Annotated in this window: 12 protein-coding genes and 5 pseudogenes; 10 read left to right on the forward strand and 7 right to left on the reverse strand. The window is 36.3% G+C overall.

The window, feature by feature from the left end:
• The 3 genes and pseudogenes from ARSQ2_RS07720 to ARSQ2_RS07725 all read right to left on the reverse strand — a co-directional run.
• Positions 1-506, reverse strand: a 506-nt coding sequence (locus ARSQ2_RS07720; RefSeq protein ID WP_181994942.1) for an efflux RND transporter permease subunit, incomplete at its 3' end; no start/stop codon positions are given.
• Between the two features lie 192 nt (positions 507-698).
• Positions 699-884 (reverse strand): annotated as a pseudogene (locus ARSQ2_RS12915) (permuted SH3 domain-containing protein); the annotation flags it as partial.
• Positions 885-989: 105 nt separating this feature from the next.
• Positions 990-1965, reverse strand: a pseudogene (locus ARSQ2_RS07725) (efflux RND transporter periplasmic adaptor subunit); the annotation flags it as partial.
• Positions 1966-2097: 132 nt separating this feature from the next.
• On the opposite strand from ARSQ2_RS07725, the gene ARSQ2_RS14285 reads away from it, so the two are divergent.
• The 5 genes and pseudogenes from ARSQ2_RS14285 to mscK all read left to right on the forward strand — a co-directional run bounded on the left by ARSQ2_RS14285 (position 2098) and on the right by mscK (position 6638).
• Complete coding sequence (locus tag ARSQ2_RS14285) at positions 2098-2424, forward strand: TetR family transcriptional regulator (protein WP_338078272.1); 327 nt, start codon at positions 2098-2100, stop codon at positions 2422-2424.
• A 36-nt stretch (positions 2425-2460) separates the two neighbouring features.
• Positions 2461-2589: a hypothetical protein gene (locus ARSQ2_RS14855; protein WP_420837752.1), complete on the forward strand. Its 129-nt coding sequence runs from the start codon at positions 2461-2463 to the stop codon at positions 2587-2589.
• A gap of 59 nt (positions 2590-2648) precedes the next feature.
• On the forward strand, positions 2649-2726 hold the full coding sequence (locus tag ARSQ2_RS14860) for a hypothetical protein (protein WP_420837753.1): 78 nt from the start codon (positions 2649-2651) through the stop codon (positions 2724-2726).
• 31 nt (positions 2727-2757) lie between these two features.
• Positions 2758-3121, forward strand: a pseudogene (locus ARSQ2_RS07735) (DsrE/DsrF/TusD sulfur relay family protein).
• A gap of 88 nt (positions 3122-3209) precedes the next feature.
• Positions 3210-6638, forward strand: coding sequence for a mechanosensitive channel MscK (gene mscK / locus ARSQ2_RS07740; RefSeq protein ID WP_181994935.1), 3429 nt, complete (start codon positions 3210-3212; stop codon positions 6636-6638).
• 17 nt (positions 6639-6655) lie between these two features.
• On the opposite strand, the gene ARSQ2_RS07745 is transcribed toward mscK, so the two are convergent.
• Together ARSQ2_RS07745 and priC are read right to left on the reverse strand one after the other, a co-directional pair.
• Positions 6656-6829, reverse strand: a complete 174-nt coding sequence (locus ARSQ2_RS07745; protein ID WP_181994936.1) for a DUF2496 domain-containing protein — start codon at positions 6827-6829, stop codon at positions 6656-6658.
• A 22-nt stretch (positions 6830-6851) separates the two neighbouring features.
• Positions 6852-7400 carry a primosomal replication protein PriC gene (gene priC / locus ARSQ2_RS07750; protein ID WP_181994937.1) on the reverse strand — a complete coding sequence of 183 codons (549 nt, stop codon included), beginning with the start codon at positions 7398-7400 and terminating at the stop codon, positions 6852-6854.
• A 162-nt stretch (positions 7401-7562) separates the two neighbouring features.
• On the opposite strand from priC, the gene apt reads away from it, so the two are divergent.
• From apt to ARSQ2_RS07775, 5 genes and pseudogenes are all read left to right on the forward strand, one after another.
• Positions 7563-8093: an adenine phosphoribosyltransferase gene (apt, locus tag ARSQ2_RS07755; protein ID WP_181994943.1), complete on the forward strand. Its 531-nt coding sequence runs from the start codon at positions 7563-7565 to the stop codon at positions 8091-8093.
• Positions 8094-8177: 84 nt separating this feature from the next.
• Positions 8178-10157, forward strand: coding sequence for a DNA polymerase III subunit gamma/tau (dnaX, locus tag ARSQ2_RS07760; protein WP_181994938.1), 1980 nt, complete (start codon positions 8178-8180; stop codon positions 10155-10157).
• A gap of 74 nt (positions 10158-10231) precedes the next feature.
• Positions 10232-10531, forward strand: coding sequence for a YbaB/EbfC family nucleoid-associated protein (locus ARSQ2_RS07765; RefSeq protein ID WP_181994939.1), 300 nt, complete (start codon positions 10232-10234; stop codon positions 10529-10531).
• 59 nt (positions 10532-10590) lie between these two features.
• Positions 10591-11025 (forward strand): annotated as a pseudogene (gene recR / locus ARSQ2_RS07770) (recombination mediator RecR); the annotation flags it as partial.
• A 211-nt stretch (positions 11026-11236) separates the two neighbouring features.
• Positions 11237-12301, forward strand: a complete 1065-nt coding sequence (locus ARSQ2_RS07775; RefSeq protein ID WP_181994940.1) for an AI-2E family transporter — start codon at positions 11237-11239, stop codon at positions 12299-12301.
• Positions 12302-12358: 57 nt separating this feature from the next.
• On the opposite strand, the gene bcp is transcribed toward ARSQ2_RS07775, so the two are convergent.
• Entirely contained in the window at positions 12359-12829 is a 471-nt protein-coding gene (gene bcp, locus ARSQ2_RS07780; RefSeq protein ID WP_181994941.1) for a thioredoxin-dependent thiol peroxidase, read from the reverse strand.
• Between the two features lie 64 nt (positions 12830-12893).
• Positions 12894-13109, reverse strand: a pseudogene (locus ARSQ2_RS11975) (hypothetical protein); the annotation flags it as partial.

Raw genomic sequence — 13109 nt, forward strand, 5'->3', positions numbered from 1 at the left:
TGGGCACAAGCTAAATGTAAAAAAAGAGCGCTCGGATGCGACACAGATATTTTGTTCGCACTCAATATGGTGTAATCAAAATTCAGTCGCTTAGCTATAAAAGCGACTACCGTCAAGAAAGAATCGGTAGATTTATTAACATGGATGCCTTTCTGCTGTACTTCTTGGGGCAGTAATGGCATGGCCAATTGTAATTTATTTTGTACTTGTAATTGTGCAATATCGGGATCTGTTCCAGCTTCAAAGGTAAGTGTCAGAAATATGTTACCCATTGCATCACTGGTTGACGACATATAAACCAGATTATCAATCTCATTCATATTCTGTTCGAGAACCTGAGTAACGGTATTTTGTACAGTGTTGGCGTCAGCTCCAGGATAGGTTCCTGAAACCGATATAGCAGGTGGTTCAATGGTTGGATATTGCGCCACCGGTAATTTGATATAGCTAAGCGTCTTAATTTTGATTACAAAATATATGTTTTTCTCCAATATAAATTTACTGATATAGAGTAATGACTTGTAATCATTTTAAAGTCGCCCATCTATAATTGCCAATAGACCAAGCAAGCATGAATTGCCAATAGACCAAGCAAGCATGCTAATAATAGCTATTACCACGCGAATAATTGGCCGTTCTATAAAAAACTGAGGCATTAATTATGGACTCCCTTAATTTAAGACTTTTTCGGAAAAAATTTATTTTTCTGTTGTATTTGGAGTTAATGATGTCTCTTTAGCTAACACTTTCATGCCAGGCTTGACTTTTTGTAGCCCAATAACAATGACACGCTCTCCACCTTTTAGTCCTTTAGTTATTAGCCATTGATTACCAATTGCTTGCGCAGTAATTACCGTACGAGTTTCGACTTCATCATTGGTATTATAGCTGGGCGACTTTAAAATGATTACAAGTCATTACTCTATATCAGTAAATTTATATTGGAGAAAAACATATATTTTGTAATCAAAATTAAGACGCTTAGCTATAACAATCATCACTTGGACTTCACCACGAGATGTGCGACTTACACCTTGTTGTGGCACTAAGAGCGCATTTTTCACGCCTTCTTCTAAAACAGCACGAACAAACATATCAGGCAGTAATTGTTTTTCTGGATTTGGGAAAATAGCCCGCATTGTGATAGAACCCGTACTTTCATCAACGGTTACATCGGAAAATTGAAGAACACTTTTTTGTGCATAAACTTCACCATTATTCATTTTTAAACTAACAGGTGCTTGCTGTGATTCTTTAGATAAATTGCCGCTACCAATCTCATTTTTTAAACGCAGATAATCGTCCCTGGATTGGGTAACATCAATATAGATAGGGTTTAACTATTGAATGGTTGTTAGCGCAGTAGTTTGCCCGGTCGTGACTAATGCACCTTCTGTGAAGCTGGATTTACTGGAACGGCCTGAAATAGGCGCAGCTATTTTGGTATAATCAAGATTGATACGCGCGGTTTCAACTGCCGCCTCAGCAGCTTTAAGAGAAGCTAATGCCTGAGCATAATTAGCGTTTGCAGTATCATACTGTTGTTTACTGATGTAATTTGTTCCTAATAGAGGCTTATAAAGGCTTACAGTTAAACGAGTAATTTCTGCATTGGCTTTTGCTAAATTAGCTTTTGCGCTGTCATAATTTGCTTTATAGGTTGCAGGGTCTATTTGATATAAAGAAACCCCAGTTTCAACATCACTACCTTCTTTATGATTTCTTTTTAATATAATACCCTCTACTTGAGGTCTTGCCTCGGTAATACGAAAAGCGTTAGTACGGCCAGGCAGTTCAATTGTAACTGCCAATGGGGCTTTTTACTTCCAATGTTACGACACCAACTTCAGGTGTTGGAGGTGCAATATTACCTTGCTGGAAATTATCGCCACATGCTGTCAAGATCAAACAGCTTAAGAGTAGTAATATTATCAGAGGTAAGACCCCTCTGTTTTTTGCATAAATAAACCTCAATATTCAAATATCAATTTCAAATCTGAAACCTACTGAATTATTATGTTATAAGTCTCCTATTCTATTTCACAAACATACATGAATGTATGTAAATTTACTTCAATAAGAAGAAAGTAAGTTAAAATGGCACGAAAAACTAAGCAACAAGCGAAAATAACTCGCCAAGAAATAATTGATGCAGCAATTAGAACATTTTCTAAGTATGGTGTTTCATCTACCTCATTGTCCAGTATACCAGAGGTTGCAGGTGTAACTCGTGGTGCTATTTATTGGCATTTTAAAAATAAAGTCGATCTTTTCTCTGAAGCTTGTAAATTTACTGATGAACAAATAGCTGAAACTCAGAAAAAGTATCAGTTAAAATACCCCAATGATCCACTTTTTGTATTGAGAAAATTATTACATTATATTTTATTTACTTTTTTGACGATACTAAAAACAGGGAGCTAACTGAGATTTTTTCATAAATGTGAATTGATAGGTGAAATGGCACAGTTTGCTGAATTACGGCGTGAAATTTATATGACTAACCATCAACGACTAGGCACTCTGTTAAGTGCCTGCGTGGAAAAAAGTTGCCTGTCAATATCGATGCCCAGTGCGCAGCAATTATGATACGTGCAGCGATTAGTGGCCTCTTTTAAAATTGGTTATGTGTACCAGATAGTTTTAGTATCAAAGAAAATGCAATTCGTTATGTGGATACAATGATTGATATGATGAAATACAGTCCATTAATAAAAAACAATTGAAATGTTTTATTACATAATTACGGAGAATTCGATGTCAGAAAAAAACCTGTTTTTGATTATTGCTAATGGTGCCGCTTATGGTGATGAAAATCTTTTTAATGCGCTAGGTTTCCCGATTGCAGTTAAGGAACAGGCAGCGACAACTGCAATGAAAGTTTTTTTTAATGTCTGATGCGGTTGTTGCAGGTCTTGATAATCAAAAGCCAATTGATGGTTATAATTTAAAACAGATGTTAGAAATTTTGATTGCGCAGCAAGTGGAAATAAAATTATGTAAGACTTGTACTGATGCACGAGGTATCAGTAAATTAACGTTAATTAAAGGGGTCAGCATCGGCACTTTGGTAGAGTTAGCTCAGTGGACATTAGTAGCCAATAAAGTTTTAACTTTTTAGATATAATAATATTTGAGGCAAGGAAAGAAATCCTAAGGAAAGATTTTAACTGTTTTTTTATTTTTAATCTAACTTAGTGGATACTACTATGTTTTCATTTAGTCGAAGGTTGCAAAGCAGAACATGTTGCCAGTGGTTAGTTTCTTTCTTGTCCTTATCTTGTGGTTTATTCTTTCTTTTTAATGCTACGTTAATTGAGAGTGCCACCTTAACTAATATGACCTCAAGGCAAACTATTCAAAACCAATTAAATGCCTTAAGTAATCGTAGCAATTTAACTGCGCATGAAACGCTAGCTTTATCTGACTACAAAAAAGCCATCCAATTTTATGATGAATTAGCTGGATTAGAAAAACAAGCTGAATTAATGCAAAAAAGAGTGATGCAAGCGCCAAGAGAAGCGCGATATGCACTTGATAATTTAGCTAGAATTAAACGTGAGCAACAACAAAGTGAGCAGACTAAAACTAAATATCAGCATTTATCGTTATCGCAACTAGAGAACCAGTTAAAAAATAAATTAGAAATATTACAAAACCAGCAGGAAAATCTAGCCAATATTAATAACAACTTAGTTGCATTACAAACCCAGCCAGAGCGAGCAATGAATATAATGCTAGAAAATACTCGGCGGCTACAAGATATTCGTTACCAACTAAATAATGATTTTTCTTCCAATGACGATATTCGGCCTTCTTTGCAAGTATTATTACAAGTGAAACAATTATACCTGCAGCAGCAAAATAAATTTCAACAACACGCATTACAAGCTAATACTCAATTACAGGATGTGCTACAGAAACAACGTGATTATACAGCAACTTATCTTGAATTAATTCAAAGTGATATACAATATATTCAGGCTACTATTAATAATAAACGCTTAAATTATTCTGAAGAAACCGCTAAAGAAGCGCAACGCTCAACGATAAATAGTCAGGAAGTGGAAGAATATCCGGTAATTAAACATGAAAAAGCGATTAATAAAGCACTGAGTGAACGTTTGATCTCAGTAACTCAAGATAGTAACCAATTAGTACAAAAAGGAATAAGGATTAAATCTTGGCTAGAAAGAGCCATACAAGTAGAGAGTAATTTAAAAGAGCAAATTACTGTTTTACGAGGAAGTCTATTACTTTCACGCATCCTTTTTCAAAAACAGATTAATTTGCCACCGAATATATTGACAAAAAATCTACCCACCTTAATTGCTGATTTACGACTGGAACAGTTTGATATTAACCAAGAGCGTGATAAGTTATATCAGTCTTCTAATTATATTAATAAGTTGGCTGATACAATAAATGATTCAATGGTAGATAAGACTAAGACCATGATACTTTCGAAGGAAGTCTGGCGCGCTTTGGAGTCACTGATTGATATACGCCGTGACCTTTTAGATCAGTTAAATATTCAACTGGGTAATCATATTTCTCAGGCGATTAATTTACAGTTAGATCAACAACAATTACTGGGTGTCATTGATTCTTTAGAACAGACATTAGCTCAGCAAATTTTTTGGGTGAATAGTAATAAGCCGATTGATCTGACATGGCTAACTTCTTTTCCTGATGCGGCGAAAGCTGAAATCACTACTTTTAATTTTAAATTACCATTAGTTAGCATAGTTAAAGGGTTAATTAACTCTTCTGTTGTCACGATTCCTCTTTTGTTGGCTTGTCTGTTCTTTTTTTGGATGAATCGCAAGTTTAAACAGCGTTTAAAAGAAATCAATGAGGAAGTTAGAGTCTTCAAAAAAGATAGTCAATTACATACCCCTGTAGCGTTAATTTTAACTCTAATGATGACGTTTCCTGGTGCTTTTATTGTACTCGTTATCGGTTACTGGTTTTTAAAAACAGGTAATCCTCATGGTGATTTTATTTGGAGTTTTGCCCTGCAATTGGCTTTATTTTGGGTTTTATTTAGTTGGTGTATTAATATTCTTAAGCCTGATAGTATTGCAGAAAATCATTTTTTAATTGCTAAAAAAGAGAATACCTGGTTACGCCAACATTTGATAAATTTGATGCTGCCGTTGATTGTGTTGATTTATTGGTCAAGTTATGGCGTCATGTATCCTTTGCGGTTGGCGGATGATGTCATTGGACAATTGATTGTTCTAATATTCCTGTTTTTAGTTTTTCTATTTACTTTGCCGTTTTGCCGTCGGATCTGGCAACTAAAAGGTGGGCATTTAACTCGCACGATTGTTATTACCATACTGGCTTTTTCTCCATTAGTGCTAATTGGTTTAATGATGGTTGGTTATTATTACACTACTCTTCGGCTTTCAAGTCGTTGGATTGATAGTCTCTATTTATTACTCCTTTGGTATATTATTTACCATAGCTGTATTCGTGGATTATCGATTGCAGCGCGCAAGCTTGCCTATAAAAGGGCGTTAGAGCGTCGTCATAATATGACGCGAGAAGAACAAGAAAATGAACCGATCACCGAACCACCAATGTCAATTGAATTGATTAGTCAACAATCTCTACGTTTAAGCAGTATGGTACTGTTTTTGATCTTTATCGTCGCTTTTTATTGGATTTGGTCAGATTTCATTACTATTTTCTCATTTTTAGATGGTATTCAACTTTGGCATACGAATGTACAAAATGAGGCTGGTCATACTTTACAAGCAGTTACCCTCGCTGATTTAATTTTGGCGATTATTATTTTTATTGTCGCTTTAGTGATGACACGAAATCTACCAGGTTTGTTAGAGGTTTTAGTATTGTCCCGGCTTAAGCTGCGACAAGGATCAAGTTATGCGATCACCACGATGCTGACCTATATTATCATCGGTATTGGTACAATTATTGTATTAGCAATGTTAGGTGTTACCTGGAATAAGTTACAGTGGCTAGCGGCAGCATTAACATTTGGTTTAGGTTTTGGTCTACAAGAAATTTTTGCTAACTTTGTTTCGGGTATTATTATTCTGTTTGAACGGCCGGTCAGAATTGGTGATACCGTCACGATTGGTAATTTTTCAGGTACAGTGAGTAAAATTCGTATTCGAGCAACCACCATAACTGATTTTGATCGCAAAGAAGTCATTATTCCCAACAAAGCATTTGTGACTGAACGTTTAATAAATTGGTCGTTAACAGATACTATTACCCGTATTATTATCAAGCTAGGCGTTGCTTATGGTTCTGATCTTGATAAAGTGAAGGCGATTTTATTACAGGCAGCGCAAAGTAATAATAAGATAATGTCAGATCCTGCGCCATTAGTCTTTTTTACTGATTTTGGCGACAGTACTCTTAATCATGAATTACGTTTTTATGTTCGCCAGATAGCGGATAGAAGCACAACCTTGGACGAAGTTAATCGACTGATTGATCGCTTATGTCGAGAAGAAAATATCAATATTGCTTTTAATCAGTTAGAAGTTCACCTTCATAATAGCAAAGGTGATTCTGTGCAAGAAGTTGAGCGTACGCTAGGTGATGAAAAGCGATCGAAACAGCAGGATAAAAATAATGGAGATAATGTTGCGGAATAATCATTGAATTATTTTTATCAACGCTTTTTAGTTGCATTGGAAAGTAATAAAATAGCTTCTTTATTCTCATAATCTTTTTTTACAATATCAAGTGCTTTGAGTGCGGTAGTGGGTTCTATTTGATTAATTTCTAGAATACAAATTAAATCAATGGCAACTTGGATTTCTATTGAAGCATTCTCTAGATTCATTAAATATCACCTATATTATTTTTTATTCAATACTTTGATTTTCATAGCGTTCAATTGTCCTTTCTATGAGTGAAAGAGCCTGACGGCATCTCACTAATCTTCCAGTTAATGCAGCTATTTCTTGTTGCAGCTTCTGGCAAGCAACGTATGACTGCTGTTTATCTAATTTTTGCTCTCGATCATTTATCATGGCGATTAGGCGACATTGATAATCTTCGTGTTGAACTAAACGCTCGTAAAGATCTATGGTTTTTTCTTTTTGGTTATGTTGACTTTCTTGTTCTCTTAAAGTTTGGGTTGCAGATTCTCGCGTTATAGCACCAATTTGGGTAATGATTTTTTCTGTCAAAAAAGTAACCTGTTCTGAACGTGACGTAATAACCGCATGTTTTAATTGATTAAAATGTTGCTTAATTTCAAATAAGCATTCGCTTAATTGATGGCTTTTTCGATGAAATAATTTTTGATCAAAACGTAATGTTATAAAAGAAGAGTGTGCAATTGATTTTATTTTTTCTGGCAATGCTTCAATTTGCTCTTCAAGCGCGTTTAGCAACTTTTGTGTTTTCATATATTAAGCCATAATAATAAAATATGTAATTGCGATTTGACTTCTTACAGTAAAAATGCGCATATTGGTAAGCTAGTTATTGCATTTTTATAATAGTTTTCATAGATTGTAGCATTTGATTATTTTATCTATGATGATAATTATGATGGTTAATGAAAAAAAATACAATTTATAAAAGATAGTATTGAAAGAATTCCTGATTATCTAATACCAGGTGTATTGTTTCGTGATATTACAACCTTATTGGATAATCCTGACGCTTATCAGGCCACGATTGATCTACTCGTTGAGCATTATAAAAATAAAAGTATTACTAAAATTGTTGGCACTGAAGCGAGAGGATTTTTATTTGGGGCGCCGGTTGCTTTGCGTTTAGGTGTAGGATTTGTACCAATACATAAAGAAGGAAAGTTGCCGCGCGCCACATTACGACAAAAATATGAGCTAGAATATGGTATGGATGCACTAAAGATCCATCAAGATAGTATTTTAGCCAAAGACAATGTTTTAGTTGTTGATAATTTACTCGCTAGAAGTGGAACGATTGAAGCAACAGTACGCTTGATTCGGCAGCTTGGTGGTAAAGTTAATGAAGCGGCATTTATTATCTGTTTGCCTGACTTGGGTGGTATCGAGCGTTTAAAAAAGCAAGGGTTCAATTGTTTTAATTTTGTTGAATTCCCAGGCAGTTAATGCGCAAAATTTTCTAGCAAAATGTGCTGACTAGCGAACAGCGATAGGTTGGCGAATCTGTATACTTAATGTCTAATAGGAATCATGAGCTACCAAGTACTTGCCCGTAAATGGCGCCCACAAACATTTACCGATGTTGTTGGGCAACAACATGTTTTGACCGCGCTGGAAAATGGTTTGCATCAGCAGCGGCTCCATCATGCTTACTTATTTTCTGGTACACGTGGAGTTGGCAAAACGACCATTGCGCGGCTGTTTGCGAAAGGGTTTAACTGTGAGGTAGGGATAAGTCAAAACCCTTGTGGTAAATGTGCTAACTGCCTAGAGATAGCGGATGGGCGATTTGTTGATTTGATTGAAATTGATGCCGCTTCGCGCACTAAAGTTGAGGATACCCGCGAGCTACTAGATAATGTTCAGTATGCAGCGGCACGCGGTCGATTTAAAGTGTACTTAATCGACGAAGTTCATATGCTATCTCGTCATAGCTTTAATGCTTTACTCAAGACGCTGGAAGAACCACCAGAACATGTGAAATTTCTATTAGCAACGACAGATCCACAGAAATTACCGATAACGGTTTTATCACGTTGCCTGCAATTTCATTTAAGATCACTTGATATTGACCAAATAAGCAGTCAACTTGAACGTATTTTAGCAGCTGAGCAAATATCGAGTGATAAACGTGCCCGCCAATTAATCGCTAGAGCTGCCGAAGGTAGTTTACGTGATGCATTAAGTTTAACCGATCAAGCTATTGCTATGGGGCAAGGGCAAGTATCGGCAGATTCAGTTAGCCAAATGCTAGGCATATTAGATGATGAACAGCCGCTAGCTATTATTGAAGCGATTGTGCATGCTGATGGTTCAAAAATGATGGCTTTAGTAGAAGATATTGCTTTGCGAGGCGGTGACTGGGAAAGCGTATTGATTGAAATGTTATCATTAATTCATCGTATTGCGATGATCCAGCTTTTACCTGTGGAGATGCAAGATACTGCATCTCCTATAGATGAGCGTCTACGTTTACTTGCGCGCTTGATTACGCCAACGGATTTACAGCTCTATTATCAAACTTTGTTAGTTGGACGTAAAGAGCTTCCCTATGCGCCAGAAAGGCGGATGGGAGTTGAGATGACATTGTTACGTGCATTAGCATTTCATCCTAAGTCTGTTAATGATATTGAAATTCCATTGTTGTCATCACCAAGTCTCTTTGAAACAACTACTATAGCCAATGATATTGATAATCATGTCGATATTTCTGTTAACTTAAAAGATAAAAAAAAAATCATCAATAAAGCCACAGGCTCATCGGATAAAAAGTTAATTAGTACGCCTACATTGCAATTATTGCAAGCAAAAGCATCGCTAAATAAAGCGCAGGAGAAAACGCCGTTAAAAAAGTTTGAAACAGCATCACCGAAGACAAAAACGCCACTAGCGATGTCGGCGTTAGAAAGGTTAGCTACCGTTTCGGCACAGCATCAGGTCTCTGTTTTAAATCAGCCTAAAACAGCTAATAAAAATAAAAAAAATCAAAAGAGTAAATCTTATCAATGGCGCCCGCAAAATGTTTCTGAACAAAAAGTAGAGCGAGTAACCACGCCTGGCAATATTAAACAAGCATTGGAATATGAAAGAACGCCGGAATTTGCCAATAAAATTGCGCTTGAAGCTCGAAAACGTGACCACTGGTCGGCAGAAATTTGTCAGTTAAAAATGCCAAAATTGATAGAACAACTTGCGTTAAATGCTTATAAGGAAGCGTTAAGTGAAACGGAAATTTGTTTACATTTACGCTCAACGCAACGGCATTTGAATACTGAACCGGCGCATAAAACATTAACAAAAGCCTTGAGTAAGTTATATGGTAAGCCGATAAAACTGGTTATCATTGAAGATGATAATTCAGCTGTCAAGACACCTTTGGAATGGCGGCAGGTAATTTATGAAGAGAAGCTAGCACAGGCCCGTCAATCTATTATAGTGGATAAAACGATTCAGACTTTGCGCACGCTGTTTGATGCGCAGTTAGATGAAGAAAGTATTCGGCCGGTGTAGCCGAATGCATACCTTTAAGTATAATGTTGCAATGTTAAAATCTATTTTGTAACAAATCAGAAAGAGAGAATATTATGTTTGGTAAAAGTGAGCTGGGTAACCTGATGAAACAGGCTCAGGAAATGCAAGAAAAGATGCAAAAAGTTCAAGAAGAGATTGCTAACATGGAGGTTACCGGAAAATCGGGTGCAGATCTTGTTAAAGTAACCATTAATGGCGCGCATAATTGTCGTCGGATTGAAATTGATCCTAGTTTAATGGCAGATGGCAAAGATATGTTAGAGGATCTTATTGCTGCTGCATTTAATGATGCTGCGCGTCGTATAGAAGAAGCCCAAAAAGAAAAAATGGCCAATGTATCTAATGGGATGTAATTACTTCCAGGCTTTAAGATGCCATTTTGATGTAAACGAGCCCCCTTCTTGAATCTTTAATGGAAGCGCTACGCTGTTTATCTGCTGTAGGACCAAATCAGCGCAACGTATGATTTTCCATCTTCTGCAACGCAATCGCAGTGGTGGCATGCAATTCCCTCAGGCATTAACACTTGCAATGTCGGAAATTGGCCATTGTCAGGGTTGTCGAACATTTACTGAAAAAGATCACTGTTCTATTTGTACTAATCCGAGGCGTCAACAAACTGGCCATGTGTAGTTGAAAGTCCGGCTGATATTTATGCAATTGAACAAACAGGGTAGTTTGCCGGGCGTTATTTTTTTTTAATGGGGCATTTGTCGCTATTAGATGGTGTTGGACCTAAGGATATCGGCCTGTGGAAAGCTTAGCCGGTAAACTGGCGACTAAGATGGTATCAGAAGTGATCCTGGCGACCAATCCAACAATTGAAGGGGAAGCAACCGCTAATTATAGTTGGGCGACTTTAAAATGATTACAAGTAATTACTCTATATCAGTAAATTTATATTGGAGAAAAACATATATTTTGTAATCAAAATTAAGACGCTTAGCTATATATTGTTAAATGATATTTTTTATGATAGCAAAGCTTACTGGATAATCTGTCAATTGGTATAATTTCGTGGATTAAAAGACTAATTTACCACATTCAGGAGTGAATATATGCTGGAGATGTTTTTGCAATGGTATCGTCGAAGATTTTCAGATCCTCAGGTCGTTGCATTGTTTATCAGCCTGATTATCGGTTTTTGTATCATATTCTTTTTTCATGATATTTTAGCTCCTTTATTAGTTGCTATCGTGTTGGCTTATTTACTTGAATGGCCAACCCCACAACTGGGTAAATTAGGCTTATCAAGGCTGATGGCGGCGTCCATTGTACTGACAATATTTATGGGTATTAGTGCCATGGTTTTTTTAATTATTGTGCCCATTGTCTGGCAGCAAGGCATGAATTTATTATTTGATTTACCTTCAATGGTAAATAGCTTTAATGAATATGCCAAAGCATTGCCTGAACGCTATCCCGCTTTAGTTGATGTCGGTATTATTGATATGATAGCGGATAATTTACGCGGTCGCTTATCGACTTTAGGTGAATCTGTGGTTAAGTATTCTGTTGCTTCGCTTATTGGTATTATTACCATAGCAATATATCTGGTTTTAGTACCACTAATGGTATTTTTTCTACTGAAAGATAAGACTAAAATAATACGTGGTTTACAACGTATTTTACCCCGTGATCAGTTATTGGTCGGACAAGTTTGGCAGGAAATGAACCAACAGATCACTAACTATATCCGTGGTAAAGTTATTGAAATGGTTATTGTTGGTATCTGTACTTATATCGCCTTTGCTTTTTTAGGTTTGCGCTACTCGCTATTTTTGTCAGTACTAGTCGGTATTTCTGTCTTGATCCCCTATATTGGTGCGGTGGTGGTTACTATCCCAGTAGTTTTAGTTGCTCTGTTTCAATGGGGTATTGGACCTGACTTTTGGACTTTACTAATCGCTTATTTAATTGTTCAAGGGTTTGATGGCAATTTATTGGTGCCCATTTTATTCTCTGAAGCGGTTAATTTGCATCCGTTAGTTATTATTTTATCTGTCCTAGTATTTGGTGGGCTTTGGGGTTTTTGGGGGGTATTTTTTGCCATTCCATTGGCAACTTTAATTAAAGCCGTTATGCATGTGTGGCCGGAAGATAATCTCGTAACTGAAAAATAATTTTTTAATTGTTAATTGCCACCAAAACAGGCAGGGGCAATTAACAATCAATTTAAATCACGGATGAGTATTAAGATAATTCAGTACAATTTGGTGATGATCACTAGTTTTAAATTTATCAAACACATGTTCAATCTCACCTTTTGCATTAATCAGAAAACTGATGCGATGAATGCCATCAAACGTTTTCCCCATAAATTGCTTTGCTCCCCATACACCGAATTTTTCCGCTACCTCATGCTTATGATCCGATAGTAATGTAAAATTTAGCATCTCTTTTTCAGTGAAACGTAATAACTTTTCTGCTTTATCAGTACTTATACCAAAAACTTCAACACCCATTTGTTTTAATTTATCCATTTCGTCACGTAATCCACAAGCTTGTATTGTACAGCCAGGAGTCATTGCTTTAGGATAAAAATAAATCAAAATTAGTTGACCAAGATAATCAGATAAATTGATTATTTCGCCATCTTGGTCAGGAAGGCTAAATTGGGGGGCCTTATCACCGGCTTTCAATGGGCTCATTAGATTCTCTCCGTTTAATTCTATATGTTATTGCAATTTGCTGATAATGCTATAGCTAAGCAACTTAATTTTGATTACACCATATTGAGTGCGAACAAAAATATCTGTGTTGCATCCGAGCGCTCTTTTTTGGATTTAGCTTGTGCCTATTTATGTTCAATTGGATTAAGATCTGGCGAATATAGGTAGGCAAATATTCCACCATATGCCCCGCATCGATGATGACTTGTTGAATACTCTGTTTCTTGTGAAAAGTTGCATTATCCATCATGATTACACT

The sequence above is a fragment of the Arsenophonus endosymbiont of Bemisia tabaci Q2 genome, from assembly GCF_902713415.1.
Taxonomy (GTDB): domain Bacteria; phylum Pseudomonadota; class Gammaproteobacteria; order Enterobacterales; family Enterobacteriaceae; genus Arsenophonus.